This window comes from Vibrio lamellibrachiae (assembly GCF_050337265.1).
Classification (GTDB): Bacteria; Pseudomonadota; Gammaproteobacteria; order Enterobacterales; family Vibrionaceae; genus Vibrio; species Vibrio kyushuensis.
Genome location: NZ_JAKJSU010000016.1, coordinates 25,810 through 42,814, shown reverse-complemented (window position 1 = coordinate 42,814; position 17,005 = coordinate 25,810). Strand labels below are relative to the sequence as shown.

Below are 17,005 nucleotides of genomic sequence, written 5' to 3'. Positions count from 1 at the left end.
GGAAAGCTAAACACATTTTTGTAAGAAAATTTCATAACTGCTAACTCGATCACTCACTCTAACGAATGAGTAACCCAGTTTTTAGCATCGGCACAAAATGTGATTAGATAACTTGGATGTTTATCTGATTATTTAGTGGCGCTATATTTTTTTGCAACGTCTTAAGCTCTTCAACAACAGCTTCTGCCAACTTCACTTCAGCTTTATGACGAAGTAAATTTTGTTCCATCTTCTCTTTTTTTGCTAACGCTTGGCGATCATCAGCTCGCGCCATATCTTTAACCACATGATAAAGCTCAGAGAGTGCAGGATAATGCTGGTCAAAATCAATGCGACTATCACCTTGAACGTAATCCATAATGTTATACACACGAATACTGATTTCAGATAAATCACACTGACCTTGAATACCGGCTAAGCAGAGCGCATTAACGTTTTCATAGATATTAGCATTACGCTTATCTATCGCTATCTTATGCTGTTGTTGCTGCAAATCCTTTTGCTTCTTAACTTGGAGCAGAAGGTAACCTGCATAGCATGCTAGCCCTGCAATAATCAGCGATCCTATCAAAGCTAATATGGTTACGTTCATCAGCTAATTACTCTTTAAAGTCGTTGATATCAAGACCTTCAAATTGAGATAGAAGCTCTTCATCTGTCGATGGCTTATTACTTTTCTTAATTGATTTAGGCACAACAAAAGACTCTTCTTCAGAATCCTCGAACTCACCTTCATCTTCGAACTCTTCTTCAACGAAAAGACCAAGCTGCTTCATCAGCACTTCGATGCGATCTAGCTTTTCATCGACTAACTTCTGCAGACCCGCACCTAGGTTTTCACCATTTTCGATGCGATCAAGCAATACGTTCAACTGCGTATCTGTTTCAAGCATCTCTAGCTCTTTTTCAGCAGATAGTCGACGCTCTTGCTTGTTAGGTTTTTTCTTCTCTTCAACCACTAAAGCAATTTTCTTTTTGCTGCCTAAACGTGGATCACGCTTCGGTTGGCCTTGGTGTTGTTTTACATCGTCCACTTCTGAATTACGGTTACCCGTTTTCAGACCTTTGCGGTTTTTAACACGCTTGCGTAAGCGGCCTTGAACATCAGATTCACTGCGATTACGGGTTACGTTTTGCTCTGGAGCGCCTAGAGCTCCTGGCTTTCTTGATTTCTTACTACGGCTCATTACTGGGTCTTCCTCAGTAAAATTACATCATTTCCAACAAATTCTAGTTCGAGCTTATCTCGCTCAGCCAGATACTCAAAGGTCTTACGGCTAAAGAAGATGACATGCGTAACATCATTCTTATAGTGCCAGTTTTTAAACGCTTCAAGATCAATAACCATTTTGGTCATAAGACCAATCCAGCCACAAGGCTTAACTAAATTTAACCATTGCTGCCACACGAGGTCGGGCTGATAAACATGCTCGATCACCTCCGTCGCAGTCATAAAATCGTAAGTCTGTGCCAACACCGTTTTGTCTGGGTGGTAGTAGAGATCATACAATTCAATACTGTGGCCTTGCTCTTGCAACATTACGGACAATGTAGGACCAGGACCACAGCCAAAATCTAACCCATGAGCGTTAGATGGGATTCTTTCTATTATAGGATCTGCAATTCGTGATAAAAATCGACGATACCCCTCATCACTCGGATCATTCTCATGAAGATCATAGTGAGCTTTTTCTGCTTTTGCATCTAAGCGCTGAGTTGGGTCAACAAATACCAAATCACATTCTCGACATTGTAAATAAGCTCGGCGCTTATCCTCAAAATAGTGTTGAGTGTCTTGATTGTGGCATAAAGGACAGTTGTGCATGCATTCATCCTCAAACAGGGATGCGAAACATACCAGAAAGTGAGATCCAAGTGGAGTGATATTGTGCAATTAAACGGCAGATCAGTGAAATAATGGCTTTTAATAAGATAAAAAAGCGATAGGTTTCCCTATCGCTTTCAAAGTGCCATGGTTTGGCAAATATGTCTGCACACAGATGGTGCTCAACTATCCTGTTGTTATTGATGCTTTCCCTGCAAAAATTTTGTTCTTCATCGTCCTGATGAATTTTAATAATCCTTTCGACATCCTGTATCTGGGCTATCCATTAGCCTGATCCTTTTCGACGTCTAATCCTAAGACAATTCAATCATCCTTATCTAGCCAGCTCCTAGCCCGCTACTATCCTTCGTCCAACTTTCAGGTATTCCTTACCTGCTTCCTTGGAGACCACCTTGGTCTAAGTTCCTATTCAGCTCCTTGCCGATGGGGGTAATTTACCGTGATTAGTAACAGAAACAACACCATCACTTCAAAGTTCACATCTAATATTCTGCAACAACTTACAAAGTGTTAAGTTTCAGCCGCTTACATTAACACCAGCTACAACTTCTGATTAAGGTATGGCAAATCTCTTACAAGACTACGAGTGAAAAATGAATCTAGCTCTTTTGTATAAGATCAGTATTGCTATCGTTTAGATATGAAAAAGCCCTAGCATTTATGCTAAGGCTTCTACGTACTGCTTTCTGTCAGCTAAAACAGATGCTCGAACAGGTGATCCGTTAGTGAAGACCACCGACGTATTGAGATAATACTTCAATATCGTCATCGGTAAGCTTTTTAGAGATATCACGCATCATCTCATTCATATCATTGTTACGTGTTCCATTACGGAACTTAATTAACTGAGCTTTAATATATTCTGCGTGTTGGCCAGAGACTTTTGGAAAGCCTGACAACTCAGTACCATTACCACGAGGCCCGTGACATGCGATACAGGCAGTGATGCCTCGTTCGATATCTCCAGCGGCGTAAAGCGCCTTACCTTTTTCTACAACATTTTCAGGTGTTGTTTTCGCAGCAATAGGTAATGATGCATAGTAGGCAGACAGGTCAGCAATATCTTGATCGCTTAGAGCCATCGCCATACCACTCATCACAGGGTCCATACGACCTTGTTTACCACCACTAGTCATACCCAGTCGTAGATCTTTTAACTGCTTTTCTAGATACTTCGCATGTTGACCAGCAATACTTGGGTACATAGCTAGTTGGCTATTACCATCAGCGCCATGACAGGCACCACATGTTATTGATTTTGATTTACCAGCTTCGATGCTGCCTTGAGCCCATACTGTGCAGCTGGCTAAAAGACTCAAGATTAGCGCTAATTTTTTCATGACATTCCATTATAATTATAAAGCTTCCAGTACCACTCTGTGTTGCCACACGTGATATAATAGCCGATCATATGTCGAGCACAGTTATTTTACACAATTTCACAAAAAAGTAATCAATCGACTACACAAAGTCGAGATGGAGTTAACAGTGAGCGTAAAAATTCATTACCAAAACACGCATTTTATTACCAGTGCGCCAGATATTCGTCATTTACCAGAAGACGAAGGGATCGAAGTTGCGTTTGCAGGTCGCTCTAATGCTGGTAAATCTAGTTCCCTCAACACCTTAACGAATCAGAGAGGCTTAGCGAAAACAAGTAAAACGCCTGGTCGAACTCAGCTGATTAACTTATTTAAGGTTGATGAAGGTTGTCACATTGTTGATTTACCCGGCTATGGTTATGCTCAAGTTCCTCTGAAGTTGAAGGAGAAATGGCAGAAATCACTGGGTGAATACCTGCAATGCCGTAAGTCCCTAAAAGGCCTTGTGGTACTGATGGATATTCGTCATCCAATGAAAGATCTAGACCAACAGCTGATATATTGGGCAGTTGATAGCAACATTCCGGTGCAAGTACTACTGACAAAAGCTGATAAGCTAAAAAGTGGCGCTAGAAAAGCACAAGTGTTGAAGATACGTGAATCGTCTAAAGGATTTGGTGGCACGGTTAAAGTTGACGCATTTTCGTCACTAAAAGGGATCGGTGTTGACGTTCTACGTAGCACTCTTGATGGCTGGTATGCCCCTGCTTTTGAAGTGACCGATGAAGAGCTTATCGACGTTGTCGATGAACAAGAGAGCGTCTCTGATAACGACTAAGTGAATCATTTAATCGGAAAAACATCAAATTAAAGCCTTACTGTTGTGAGGCTTTTTTATGCTCGCTAATCAATGTATACCTCGATTGAAGCAGGCACAGCATCCGGAAAGAACCTTAAATTGCAGGCATAAAAATCCCCACCATCCTGGTGGGGCAACGGGAGAGAAAATATTACTCGTTATTATTATTCTATTAGCATCCTCTATCACTCGTCGTATTTCAACCGCTTAACACCTGTCAACAGATGCATCCACGCACTCTCGAAATAATCGTAAGCAACTGATTTAAATCAATTAAAACAAACTCACAAGCCAACAATATATGTCTTGTTTTTTTTGAGAAAATAATAGAAGTGTGAGTGGTATAAAATTACAACTAAGTTTAAAAAAATCAAAAATAGATCGATTTATTTTTGGTAATTCAGTCACGGAAGAGGAAAATAAGTGCTGTTCAAAGAGAGATATATGGGTATTTAATTTTTTCTTTGCCACAAGAAAAAACGCCCCAGTCAAATACTGACTGGGGCGGCTGAATCAGCCTAATCCAATAACGTGAAACAAAAGGTCTGAAAGATAGAACATCTTACCTCTGTACCCTACGCAGACTAATGTACAACAATTGGTCAGAAATGAAAACTTTTTTTGTAGTTTATTTTCAGCTATTTTTGTTTTGCCTACACTTTTAGAAATTGAATCATTTCTTTTTTTACTCGCACAAAAAAGCCAGCGTTTGTGCGCTGGCTCATGTTATTGATTACTATTAGCTCAAAAAGTGTCTAATGAGCCTGATCCCAGTTGTCACCATGACCAGCTTCAGCGATTAACGGAACATCGAGATCCGCTGCTGATTCCATTAATTGTTGTACTTTACTTTCAATTTCGCCCAATACCGACTCTTCGACTTCAAGTACCAATTCATCGTGTACTTGCATCAGTAACTTAACGCGTCCTTCCCCATGAGACTCTATCCACTCATCGACAAGCAGCATCGCTTTCTTGATGATATCAGCAGCAGTACCTTGCATGGGTGCGTTAATCGCTGCGCGTTCAGCCGCTTTACGACGCATTCCATTACTCGACTTAATTTCCGGAAGATACAGACGACGCCCATAAATGGTTTCAACAAACCCTTGTTCAGTCGCTGCGCTTCGCGTGTCTTCCATGTATTGCATCACACCAGGATAACGCTCGAAGTAAGTATCCATATACTGCTGTGCTTCACCACGGGCAATGCCCAGTTGCTTCGCTAAGCCAAATGCGCTCATACCGTAGATAAGACCGAAGTTAACGGCTTTAGCTTGACGGCGCTGTTCGCCGCTGACTTCCTCAATAGGAACAGCAATAATCTCTGCAGCAGTTGCTGCGTGGATATCTTTGCCTTGTTGGAAAGCTTCAAGTAGAGCCTTGTCACCAGAAAGATGCGCCATAATACGCAATTCAATTTGCGAGTAATCGACAGCAAGAATTTTGTAGCCATGCGGTGCCACAAAGGCTTGACGAATGCGTCGGCCTTCCTCATTACGAATTGGGATATTCTGTAAGTTTGGATCAGTCGAAGACAAACGCCCTGTTGCTGTCACCGCTTGATGGTAAGACGTGTGGACACGACCTGTTTCTGCGTTAATCATCTTAGGCAGTTTATCGGTATACGTTGATTTTAGCTTCGCCAGACCGCGGTACTCCAAAATCAGTTTTGGCAATGGGTAATCTAGCGCTAGTTCTTGCAGTACCTCTTCATTGGTTGAAGCGGCCCCAGAAGGCGTTTTTTTAATAACGGGCAAGCCCATTTTTTCAAACAATATTGCTTGAAGCTGCTTTGGCGAACTTAAGTTAAATTCTTGTTCCGCAATTTCATACGCTTTTTTCTCTAGCTCATCGAGACGAGCCGCAATCTCTTGGGATTGAGTTCCAAGCATCATGTCATCGACTAATACGCCTGTTCTTTCAATGCGTGACAATACCGGTACTAGCGGCATCTCAATCTCTTCGTAGACTGTTTTAAATTGGCTATCTTTTGCTAACTGCTCTGCAAGGCGATTATGCAAACGTAGCGTAACATCCGCATCTTCAGCAGCATAAGGCGAGGCTTGCTCAAGATCGATCTGATTAAAGGTTAACTGCTTTTTGCCTTTACCTGCAATTTGTTCAAACGAGATACAGCTATGCTGAAGAAAACGAAGTGCCAAGCTATCCATATTGTGCTTACCGCCTACGCTGTTAAATACGTAAGAAGCAAGCATGGTATCGTGCTTGATACCTTTCATGTCGATATCATAACGAGCTAAAACACTAGCATCGTACTTTAGATTCTGACCGACTTTCGCTTGACTGTTATCTTCTAAGATAGGTTTTAGCTGCTCTAGTACCCAGTCACGATCAAGCTGCTCTGGTGCATCTAAATAATCGTGAGCAACAGGAACATAAGCCGCTACGCCTTCTTCAGTGGCAAACGATAAGCCAACCAAGTTAGCAACCATATAGTCTAAGCTGTCAGTCTCAGTATCAAAGGCAAATAGTTCTGCACCTTTTAACTTCTCTAGCCACGTTGAGAATGTCTCTTTATCTAAGATAGTTTCATAGAGACTGCGATCAATAGTGACTGCTGAAGTATCTAGCTCGCTTTCCGAAGATGTTGACGAAGTAGATTGACGCATTGCACCAGATTTTTCATCCGCTTGTACAACACCCGTTCCACCTTCTAGTAACTCATTTAACCAAGACTTAAAGACCATTTGTCCATATAGCTTAATTAGCTCATCAACATTAGGCTCAGACTTAACCAGTGATTGCGGTGTCTCTTCTAATTCCACATCAAGCTTAATGGTTGCAAGCTTGTAAGACATGTCAGCGTTTTCTTTATTATCTACTAGCTTCTTAGCCATGGTTTTAGAACCACGGAAACCTAGAGCAGCAATGTCATCAAGATTGTCATAGATCTTTGTAATACTACCGAGACCTTGTAGTAGAGCCGTAGCTGTTTTATCACCTACCCCAGGAACACCTGGAATGTTATCAACCTTGTCTCCCATTAGAGCCAAGTAATCGATGATCAACTCGGGTGGAATACCAAACTTTTCAATCACGCCTTCACGATCCATCACCACGTTCGTCATGGTATTGATCAGTGTGACATTCTCATCAACAAGTTGAGCCATATCTTTATCACCAGTACTGATCAGCACTGGCATGCCTGCGGCCGAAGCTTGAGATGACAACGTACCAATAACATCATCGGCTTCTACGCCCGGAATAGAGATCAGAGGCAAGCCCATTGCTCGAATCATATTGTGCAACGGCTCTATTTGGCAGCGCAGTTCATCCGGCATAGATGGACGATTTGCTTTGTACTCTGGATACATATCATCACGAAAAGTTTTACCTTTCGCATCAAAGATCACGGCAATACGCTCAGAAGAGAACTGACGCATCATACTGCGTAGCATGTTGACTACACCATAGATGGCATTAGTTGGAATATCTCCATTGGTCATCGAGTCTGGGTAAGCATGAAATGCGCGGTATAGATAAGAAGATCCATCAATAAGAATGAGCGGATTGTCGGGAATGCGAGCCATAGTCTTTTGTATCCAAAGAATTGCATTTAGTAAGATCTGCTTAGGATGCCATGACTATTAACATGAATCCATTTTAACTCTTCAATGGAGCTAACTCATTTTTAAAATTATTCAACTCAAAAACAACCAAACTGTGGATAACTCTGTTTATACTTTTATTTACCTCATTGCTTACTTATAATAAAAAACACCATGCAACAAATTAAACCCTTGATTTAAAGTGTAATTTAAACAGATCGAATATTCCCACAACGATCCTCAAACGATCCGGCACTGTGGAAAAAAATAGCCAGTTTATTTTATTCACCGTAAATTGATCATAAATTGCAAGCAAAAAAAAGCGACATCTAAAAGATGTCGCCTAGCAAAACAAGGTTGAAGCTGAAAACAGAAATTCTGTTCAACTCTACCAGAAGCTATAAATTACACTGGAAGCAATGTGAGCAATGTCGTGTCAAAAAGAACTTGTGCAAGTTCGTCTCGTTCAATTCATTACCTTCAGCGTATTCGATTCTGGTAACGTCATGTCCTTATGAACTTTCTCTCATTCCCTAAGACAAGGTTAATAATAATGATTCTCATTTAATAATCAATACCTAAATGATAAAAATTCTCATTTAATTTATGTATGTCTTGAAAAACTCTCACTTTAGAGTAATGAAACCACTTATAAATCTCATGATTTCAACAAGATATGACCAAGTAGCCAAAATTCAAATACGAGAAGATTATTATTTTCGACCTCACTTTAATTGTTGAAACACTATGTACTGCTCTTTCTGATAGCAACAAAAAAGGCTAGCAAGTGCTAGCCCAGTTATTCGCTTCTTAAATCGTATTAGTCTTTATTAAGGTGCGTAGCCGCTTGAGCATTGTCAGACGCTAACCACTCAGCCACATCTTTAGCAAAGTAAGTTAAAATACCGTCTGCACCAGCGCGTTTAAAACACATTAATGACTCCAGTACCGTATCTCTTTCACTTAACCAGCCATTTTGAATTGCCGCTTTATGCATGGCGTACTCACCAGAAACTTGATACGCAAAAGTCGGCACCTGAAGTTCTGATTTAACACGACGAACCACATCAAGATAAGGCATACCCGGCTTCACCATCACCATATCCGCACCTTCATTGATGTCCATTGCCACTTCTTGCAATGCTTCATCGCTGTTCGCAGGATCCATCTGGTAATTCTTTTTATTGCCACCTTTCAGATTTGAAGATGAGCCAACCGCGTCTCTAAATGGACCATAGTAGCTTGAAGCATACTTAGCAGAGTAAGCCATTATCTGAGTATGAATATACCCTGCTTCTTCTAATGCTTCGCGAATTTTACCAATGCGTCCATCCATCATATCTGAAGGAGCTACAACATCAGCGCCCGCTTCTGCATGGGATAAGGCTTGTTTAATGAGAACCTCTGTCGTTTCATCATTAAGAACATAGCCGTCTTCATCAATAATGCCATCTTGACCGTGCGTCGTGAACGGGTCTAAAGCAACATCAGTGATGACACCAATTTGTGGTATATGCTCTTTCAATAAACGAACAGCTCGTTGGACAAGCCCATCTGAGCTGTAAGCTTCGGTAGCACATAAGCTTTTTGCATCTTGGTTAACAACAGGAAAAAGAGCAATTGCTGGAACGCCTAAATTAGCAAGGTACTGTGCTTCTTCAAGCATTAAATCGATCGAAAGGCGTTCAACACCCGGCATTGACTCAACACTCTCACGTCGATCTTTGCCCATCAGAATGAACATTGGATAGATCAAATCACTGACTGAAAGCTGATTTTCTGCCATTAAACGACGGCTAAATTCATGTTTACGCATACGGCGCATACGGCGGCCTGGGAACTGGCCTTGGATAGATACAGACACCTGATTCTCCTTGTCTGATGAAAATGCAAAGCAAAATCATATCACTCCTTGTGCCTGGCGCTAGCATCTATGAATAAAATTCCTAAAAATGACCAAAGGCTCACACTGCCGTATACTCAGAAAAATAATTCGGCACACAATCAAATGAGAAAATCATGATCGATACCCACGCCCACATTTACGCCAGCGAATTTGATGGTGACCGTGATGAAGTCGTGCAACGCGCTCTACAGCAAGGCATCACCAATATTCTAATGCCCAATATCGACCTAGAGTCGATTGAGCCTATGCTAAAGACTCAAGCTGCTTATCCGGATATCTGTCGCTCTATGATGGGATTACACCCTTGCTACGTTGACGGCAATGTTAAAGAGACTTTAGCAACCATCCACTCTTGGTTTGAAAAACACAACTTTATCGCTGTCGGTGAAATAGGTATCGACCTCTACTGGGACAAAACCTTTAAAGCAGAACAAGAGATGGCGTTTATAACCCAGCTAAACTGGGCTAAGGAGATGGATCTTCCGGTTGTTATCCACACGCGAGACTCAATTGAAGAGACACTTGGGCTGCTTAGCAAAGAACAAGATGGTTCTTTACGTGGTGTATTTCACTGTTTTGGCGGCAGTGTTGATGAAGCAAAAGCGATTAACAATCTAGGGTTTCATTTGGGGTTGGGTGGCGTTTCAACATTTAAAAACGGCGGTATGGATAAAGTCATCCCACACCTAGACATGAACTATATACTCCTTGAGACAGACTGCCCTTACTTAGCACCTGTCCCACACCGAGGAAAACGTAATGAGCCTGCGTACACTCGGCTTGTTGGAGAAAGAGTTGCGCAACTTAGAGGCTTGGATTTAGAAGAAATAACAAGTATCACCAATAAAAACGTCAACTCGTTGTTTTTATTGTGAATACTATCAATATAACACTTAAGAGTTACATACCATAAGTGTGATACTGATCCAAAGTATATGTTTAATGTGACATGACTTTCACATAAAATCGGGCGCATAATAACAAGTGAAGGCGTCAGTATGTGTAATCATAGTAATTATTATCAAAGGGCTCACCGAACTTTTTGGCAAAAGTTGTTTGGTGTTAAAGAAGTATATAAGTGCATCAATTGCGGTCATGTTATGACTGTAAGATAAAAAGCACTACTTCACGGGCTTAAGTTAAATAGAAAAAAGGTTGGCAAATGCCAACCTTTTTCGTTTCATATTCAAACAGAATTAAGACTCTTCTTGCTCAGACTCTTCTCTATCTTCATCCTTCTTCGTATAGAAACGAGCAAAGAAAAGACCGACTTCGAATAGTATACACATTGGAATCGCGAGTAACGTCTGAGAAATCAAATCAGGCGGGGTTAGCATCATGCCGACAACGAATGCACCAACCACTATATATGGTCGCTTTTCAGACAATGACTTAGGCGTTGTTGCCCCTGTCCAGCACAGTAAGATGATCGCTACTGGCACTTCAAACGCGATACCAAAAGCAAAGAACAGTGCGAGCACGAAATCAAGATAGCTTGATATGTCCGTTGCGAACTCTACCCCACCCAATGAAATCGCGGTGAAGAAGCTGAATACTAACGGGAAAACTACAAAGTAAGCAAAAGCGACACCACAGTAAAAGAGCAATGAGCTTGAAAACAGCAAAGGCATAATCAAGCGTCGTTCATGTTTATACAAACCCGGTGCTACAAAAGCCCAAACTTGATACAAGATAAACGGTACTGCTATAAAAACAGAAGCAATCAGCGTCAGTTTTAGTGGAGTAAAGAACGGTGATGCAACGTCTGTTGCGATCATTGTTGCCCCTTCAGGAAGACGATCTACAAGGGGGGCGGAAACAAATTCGTAAATATAGTTAGAAAAATAGATCAAACCTAGAAAGATAATCAATATCGCAAGCATTGCTCGCAATAAGCGATTTCGTAATTCTAATAAGTGACTGATCAAAGGTTGAGTCTGCTCAACAGAAGCCATGTCAAACCTCTATGCTAAAACATCGAATAAACGATAAGATCAAAAAGGAGCCGCGCATAAGCAGCTCCTCGAATGCGAGACTATTCGGCTTTTTTATCTGCCGTGGTATCTTGTTTGTCAGTAACCGATTCAACTACCGTGCTATTTTGTACGGGAGTTGCAGCTTTAACTGAATCAGAACTCTTTGTATTAGAGGTTTCTGACACTAAGCTTTCTGTGCTCGTGCTACTGGCAAATGGTCGCTGGACGTCTTGCGCTGCTTGTTTAAGCTCTTCGACTGAAGATTTTAGCTCTGGAGAAAGATCTTCCATCCCCATCTGCTCTGCTTTTTTCAAGTTATCTTGCAACTCTTGAATCTTCAATTCATGAGTTAGCTCGTCTTTCACGCTGTTTGCCATGCTTTTCGCTGAACTAATAAATTTAGTAACACTACGAATCGCATGTGGCAAACGTTCAGGACCAAGAACAACAAGCCCTACAACAGATATCAATACCAGTTCCCAAAAACCGATATCAAACACTATCTATGCCTGCTCTTTGTCTTTCTTCGTTTCTGTAGATTGAGCATCAGCATTCACTGACTCTGCTTTGGTCTGCTCAATATTTTTTTGCTCAAAGTCTGCGTCTTTTTTCGCAGTCTCATCTTCGCTCATCGCTTTCTTAAAGCCTTTTACTGCACCGCCTAAATCACCACCAATGCCACGCAGTTTTTTTGTTCCAAATAACAATACAACGATCACAGCAATAATAAGAAGTTGCCAAATACTGATACCACCCATTCTATTTACCTCGGGTTATTATTTACGAAATTAATATAAGTTTACCGCCTATTGACGGTAAGCTCGCCAACTAAGCAACCAAAATGTGACACCACAAAGGCCGCTTGCTAAAGATAACTGCTCATACGGACTGTTAATTAAGATCGCTGAGCATACAATTAATGTTGCACCAACACCAAACAAAAACCGACCTGTTGCTTGCTGTCGCTTACTTTGACGGTACCCTTGATAAAAAGATTCCATCCTTTGATTCAGTGTATTTCCCTGCTTTAAGCTGTCATATAACAGTTCTGGTAACTCAGGTAGTTTCTCTGCCCAGAAAGGTGCACGATCTTTAACAGCGTTAATAACAGCTTGCGGGCCTACTTGCTGCATCATCCATTTTTCTAAAAATGGTTTCGCGGTTTCCCATAAATCCAACTGAGGGTAAAGCTGACGCCCTAACCCTTCGATGTACAATAATGTCTTTTGCAATAGAACCAGCTGAGGCTGTACTTCCATATTAAAACGACGCGCTGTATTGAATAGGTTAAGCAGCACATGACCAAAAGAGATTTCGCCCAAAGGCTTGGCAAAAATAGGCTCACACACAATACGAATGGCAAACTCAAATTCATCGACGTTGGTTTCACGTGGAACCCAACCTGAGTCGACGTGCAATTCTGCCACACGACGGTAGTCTCTATGGAAAAATGCCAGTAAATTTTCTGCAAGATATCGTTTGTCTTCGCTATTTAGCGTACCAACAATGCCACAATCTAACCCTATCCACTGTGGATTTTCAGGGTGATCATGTTGGACAAAAACATTGCCGGGGTGCATATCGGCGTGGAAGAAGCTATCGCGGAACACTTGTGTGAAGAAGACACTCACGCCACGTTTGGCCAATAGTTTCATATTGGTGCCATTCGCTTGCAGTGTTTCAATGTCTGAGACCTGAATACCATAAATACGCTCAGAAACCATGAGGCTTTCGCTACTAAAGTCAGGGATGACCTCCGGAACGTACAGCTCTTCACTACCTTCAAAATTTCGACGCAGTTGAATCGCATTCGCCGCTTCTCTGCGCAGATCGAGTTCGTCTAGGATGGTTTTTTCATATTCACGAACCACTTCAACAGGCTTTAATCGTCTTGCATCAGGTAGCGCTTTAGCAACAATACGAGCCATGCGATACATCAGCTTAATATCTGATTCAATTACGGCATGAATATCAGGACGAATGACCTTTAAGACAATTTCTCGGCCCGACTCTTTCAGCTTAGCAGTATGAACTTGAGCTATAGAGGCCGATGCGAGTGGCTCTATATCAAAATCAGTGAACCAATTCTCAATTGGACCACCAAGTGACTTCTCCATGTGGTGCTTTGCAAGAGCGCCATCAAATGGGGCAACTTGATCTTGCAGCAGCGCGAGCTGGTCAGCAATAAACGGAGGAAACAGATCACGACGTGTCGACATCATTTGACCAAACTTAATCCAAACAGGCCCAAGCTCTTGTAATGCCAAGCGAAGTCGTTCACCCAACTCTTTATCCGGGTGTTTATTCTTAATCCAAAACAACGCTTTTCTAGCAAGCAATGGCGTCTTAGTCAGCTTGTGTTCTGGCAGAAGTTCATCTAGGCCATATTCTAGCTGAACCTTAATAATTCGATATAAGCGCTTTAGCTCTGTTGGGGTCATGCTTTCTCTAACAATTTATTTAGTAGTGTTTCAATACGCTCAGCTTGAGAGGCAAGCTCTTCAACTTGGTCACAAAAGTAAGCAATCTCTAACGGTGGTGGCGTAATTTGCCACTCTTCCGTGATGACTTGAGCAAGATGAGACTGTTTTTTACACGCTTGTTTTTGAACAAAGCCAGAAAGGTCTTTTACGCTTTGTACCAAGCTATGCGCCACAACATCACCAGTTAAACGTGACAGCCACTCTTCAATGTCTGGCTTACAATCTTTCATCAGTTGGGCAAACTTTTGTGCCAGCTGGATATCACCTTGCAGATCGAGCTTATCTTGCTTAATCAGATCGGTGATGTTGGCTTGTTCTCGTAACTCAGGCAGGACAGAAAGATTAAGTGATAAATAACAATCCGCTTCACCTTCATAATCCGCCAACACATCAACTTGCTGACTGAATACAAAAGTCAGTGTTTTATTGAGCTCTTTAAGATGAACTTGGATCACCTGACCTTTTAAGCGCGCTAAACGACGGCCTAGCTCAGGATCATCTTGAATCAGTCGATTTAACGAGGTTTCCACCACCGCTGTGACTAAGGGATCGAATGGCATAATTGTCCTTCCTGCTGTGTCCGCTTTAATGTTCTAACCTTTTGATTAAAACTTATAGCCACGGTGAAGTGCAACAATGCCACCGGTCAAATTGTAGTAATTGGTTTTTTCAAATCCTGCGCCCTGCATCATTCCTTCTAATGTATCTTGATCAGGGTGCATGCGAATAGACTCAGCTAAGTAACGGTAACTATCTGCATCGTTAGCGATCAACTCGCCCATTTTTGGCAATAGGTGGAAAGAGTACGCATCATAAACTTTAGATAATGGCTCTAGAACGGGCTTTGAAAATTCAAGCACCAACAAACGACCGCCTGGTTTTAATACACGGTACATAGAGCGCAGTGCTTTATCTTTATCAGTCACGTTTCGCAGGCAAAAGCTAATGGTAATGCAATCGAAGTAGTCATCAGGGAATGGCAACTCTTCTGCATTGGCTTGAACGTAATGAACGTTGCCGACAATACCGCTGTCGCGAAGTTTATCGCGGCCAACGTTCAACATAGAGTTGTTGATATCAGCAAGAATGACATGACCTTTCTCACCGACAATACGAGAGAATTTAGCCGTTAAATCACCAGTACCACCACCAAGATCGAGAATACGCTGACCAGGACGAACGCCACTGCAATCAATCGTAAAGCGTTTCCATAATCGATGTACACCACCTGACATAAGGTCATTCATGATGTCGTACTTTGCCGCAACCGAATGGAATACTTCGGCAACCTTAGCCACTTTTTCTTCTTTGGCTACGGTTTCAAAACCAAAGTGAGTGGTTTCTGCGTCTTGTGTTGATGGATTTGATTCTAAAGCTGTATTTGATTGCACACTGGTGTCCGTCATTGTCATTCCTCATCTACAGTACTGTTAAATCGAGTACCGCGGGCGATTAGTTTACTTTATCCTCAAGCGGATGTCTTTCTACTAACGAGTCATTTTGTGCGACTTCCACCAAGTTACTTGAGATTGGCTTTTTAACCTCAACCCCTAGGGTTTTAAAGCTTTCAGCTTGCTTAATGACATTTCCTCGCCCTGTGGCTAATTTATTCATTGCCCCTTGATAACTTTGATTCGCTTTATCTAATGCACCACCTAGCCCTTCCATATCATCAACAAACAAACGAACCTTGTCATAAAGTTTACTAGCCCGATCTGCGATTAGCTGTGCATTTTGGTTCTGCCTGTCATTGCGCCACAGATTGTCAATTGTGCGCAGTGCCACCAGCAGTGTGGTTGGGCTGACGATAATGATGTTTTGCTCCATCGCCTCTTTCACAAGGCCTGGGTCTGCTTGAATCGCGACTTGGAATGCCGGTTCAACCGGAATAAACATCAATACGTAATCAAGGCTCTGGATACCTTTGAGCTGATGATAATCTTTTTGGCTTAATCCTTTTATATGTGCTCGAAGCGCGACAAGATGGTCGCTTAAGGCTTGAGCTTTATCTTGATCGTTTTCTGCATTGAAATAACGCTCAAATGCGATCAGCGCCATCTTCGAATCCACCACTACCTGTTTGTTGTGAGGTAAGTGAACAATCACATCAGGCTGGAATCGCTTACCCGCTTCATTTTGCAGGCTCACTTGAGTTTGGTACTCATGCCCTTCTCTTAAACCCGATTCGGCGAGTACTCGAGCAAGCACCACTTCACCCCAGTTACCTTGCTGTTTATTGTCGCCTTTCAGTGCTTGAGTCAGATTTACCGCCTCTTTGGTCATCTGCTCATTAAGTCGCTGCAAGCTTTTAAGTTCATGCACAAGCGTATGACGCTCTTTGGCTTCTTGGCTAAAGCTGTCATTGACCTGCTTCTTGAACCCTTCTAACTGCTCTTTCAGTGGTGAAAGTAGTCCATTAAGGCTCTGCTTATTCTGCTCATCTACCTTGGCGGTTTTGGCTTCAAACAGTTGATTGGCTAAATGTTCAAACTGCTGCTTTAAACGCTCTTCTGCTTGCTCCAATAATTGAAGCTTTTCTGCACTGGCAATGTTTTGTTGCTCATGACGAGCTTCCTGCTCACGCAGCTGAGCTTCAAGTTGAGATTTCGCTTCTCGAACCCGAGTGACTTCATTAGCGTATTGCTGACGTTCTTGTTTCACTGTTTCAAAATGGCGTAGCTTCTCTAATACTGCCATCAACTTACCATGAGATTGTTTAAGCTCATGAGCAGACTGATCTCTAGCCACATCCATCTCATCAAGATCTTTTTGCGCTTGCTTAAGGGCACTGCTTAATTGGTTGTGCTGACTAAGGTACAGCTGTTTTTCAGACTCAATCTGCTGCTCCAATCGTAAAGTGGTTAACTGCATCTTCTGTTTAACCCACCAACCGACAGCTGTTCCAGTGACGACTGCGCTCGCTATTGAGCTAGCGAATAATGTTTGATGTTCAATAATCCATTGCATTAGATTGTGTTAACTCACTTTCTGACGATAAATATAATGGTATTTCTATACTGGATAAATGTCCAGTTTGTCGC

At 42.0% G+C, this 17,005-nt stretch carries 16 protein-coding genes; 2 read left to right on the top strand and 14 right to left on the bottom strand.

What is annotated here, in order from left to right:
* Nucleotides 1-103 precede the first annotated feature (103 nt).
* From L4C54_RS21795 to L4C54_RS21780, 4 genes are all read right to left on the bottom strand, one after another.
* Complete coding sequence (locus L4C54_RS21795) at nt 104-592, bottom strand: DUF2489 domain-containing protein (RefSeq protein ID WP_428809787.1); 489 nt, start codon at nt 590-592, stop codon at nt 104-106.
* Between the two features lie 7 nt (nt 593-599).
* Complete coding sequence (gene yihI / locus L4C54_RS21790) at nt 600-1,187, bottom strand: Der GTPase-activating protein YihI (RefSeq protein WP_428809786.1); 588 nt, start codon at nt 1,185-1,187, stop codon at nt 600-602.
* On the bottom strand, nt 1,187-1,825 hold the full coding sequence (locus L4C54_RS21785) for a class I SAM-dependent methyltransferase (protein WP_428809785.1): 639 nt from the start codon (nt 1,823-1,825) through the stop codon (nt 1,187-1,189). Before L4C54_RS21785 ends, yihI begins: the two co-directional genes overlap by 1 nt.
* Nucleotides 1,826-2,568: 743 nt before the next feature.
* Nucleotides 2,569-3,186 (bottom strand): c-type cytochrome, encoded by a 618-nt coding sequence (locus tag L4C54_RS21780; protein ID WP_428803705.1) that lies wholly within the window; start codon nt 3,184-3,186, stop codon nt 2,569-2,571.
* 148 nt (nt 3,187-3,334) lie between these two features.
* Between L4C54_RS21780 and yihA the strand changes: the two genes are divergently transcribed.
* A complete protein-coding gene (gene yihA / locus L4C54_RS21775) occupies nt 3,335-4,006 on the top strand; it encodes a ribosome biogenesis GTP-binding protein YihA/YsxC (protein WP_428803706.1) in 672 nt (223 codons plus the stop codon).
* A gap of 534 nt (nt 4,007-4,540) precedes the next feature.
* Here the strand turns inward: yihA and spfP are convergent.
* The 3 genes from spfP to hemB form a co-directional block, all read right to left on the bottom strand.
* Nucleotides 4,541-4,588, bottom strand: coding sequence for a small protein SpfP (gene spfP / locus L4C54_RS24155; protein WP_438356636.1), 48 nt, complete (start codon nt 4,586-4,588; stop codon nt 4,541-4,543).
* 194 nt (nt 4,589-4,782) lie between these two features.
* Nucleotides 4,783-7,581 carry a DNA polymerase I gene (gene polA, locus L4C54_RS21770; protein WP_428809784.1) on the bottom strand — a complete coding sequence of 933 codons (2,799 nt, stop codon included), beginning with the start codon at nt 7,579-7,581 and terminating at the stop codon, nt 4,783-4,785.
* Nucleotides 7,582-8,419: 838 nt separating this feature from the next.
* Nucleotides 8,420-9,463, bottom strand: a complete 1,044-nt coding sequence (hemB, locus tag L4C54_RS21765) for a porphobilinogen synthase (RefSeq protein WP_428809783.1) — start codon at nt 9,461-9,463, stop codon at nt 8,420-8,422.
* Nucleotides 9,464-9,618: 155 nt separating this feature from the next.
* On the opposite strand from hemB, the gene L4C54_RS21760 reads away from it, so the two are divergent.
* Nucleotides 9,619-10,380 (top strand): TatD family hydrolase, encoded by a 762-nt coding sequence (locus L4C54_RS21760; protein ID WP_428809782.1) that lies wholly within the window; start codon nt 9,619-9,621, stop codon nt 10,378-10,380.
* A 321-nt stretch (nt 10,381-10,701) separates the two neighbouring features.
* On the opposite strand, the gene tatC is transcribed toward L4C54_RS21760, so the two are convergent.
* The 7 genes from tatC to rmuC all read right to left on the bottom strand — a co-directional run bounded on the left by tatC (nt 10,702) and on the right by rmuC (nt 16,931).
* Nucleotides 10,702-11,460 carry a twin-arginine translocase subunit TatC gene (gene tatC, locus L4C54_RS21755; protein WP_428809781.1) on the bottom strand — a complete coding sequence of 253 codons (759 nt, stop codon included), beginning with the start codon at nt 11,458-11,460 and terminating at the stop codon, nt 10,702-10,704.
* Between the two features lie 80 nt (nt 11,461-11,540).
* The gene (gene tatB / locus L4C54_RS21750; RefSeq protein ID WP_428809780.1) at nt 11,541-11,981 is read right to left on the bottom strand and encodes a Sec-independent protein translocase protein TatB; all 441 of its coding nucleotides are present in this window, start codon (nt 11,979-11,981) and stop codon (nt 11,541-11,543) included.
* Nucleotides 11,982-11,984: 3 nt separating this feature from the next.
* Entirely contained in the window at nt 11,985-12,239 is a 255-nt protein-coding gene (gene tatA, locus L4C54_RS21745; RefSeq protein ID WP_428803712.1) for a Sec-independent protein translocase subunit TatA, read from the bottom strand.
* Between the two features lie 48 nt (nt 12,240-12,287).
* Nucleotides 12,288-13,922, bottom strand: a complete 1,635-nt coding sequence (gene ubiB / locus L4C54_RS21740) for a ubiquinone biosynthesis regulatory protein kinase UbiB (protein WP_428809779.1) — start codon at nt 13,920-13,922, stop codon at nt 12,288-12,290.
* Nucleotides 13,919-14,524, bottom strand: coding sequence for a ubiquinone biosynthesis accessory factor UbiJ (locus L4C54_RS21735; RefSeq protein WP_428809778.1), 606 nt, complete (start codon nt 14,522-14,524; stop codon nt 13,919-13,921). Before L4C54_RS21735 ends, ubiB begins: the two co-directional genes overlap by 4 nt.
* A gap of 45 nt (nt 14,525-14,569) precedes the next feature.
* Nucleotides 14,570-15,370: a bifunctional demethylmenaquinone methyltransferase/2-methoxy-6-polyprenyl-1,4-benzoquinol methylase UbiE gene (gene ubiE, locus L4C54_RS21730; RefSeq protein ID WP_428803715.1), complete on the bottom strand. Its 801-nt coding sequence runs from the start codon at nt 15,368-15,370 to the stop codon at nt 14,570-14,572.
* Between the two features lie 46 nt (nt 15,371-15,416).
* On the bottom strand, nt 15,417-16,931 hold the full coding sequence (gene rmuC / locus L4C54_RS21725) for a DNA recombination protein RmuC (protein ID WP_428809777.1): 1,515 nt from the start codon (nt 16,929-16,931) through the stop codon (nt 15,417-15,419).
* Between the last annotated feature and the right edge of the window lie 74 nt (nt 16,932-17,005).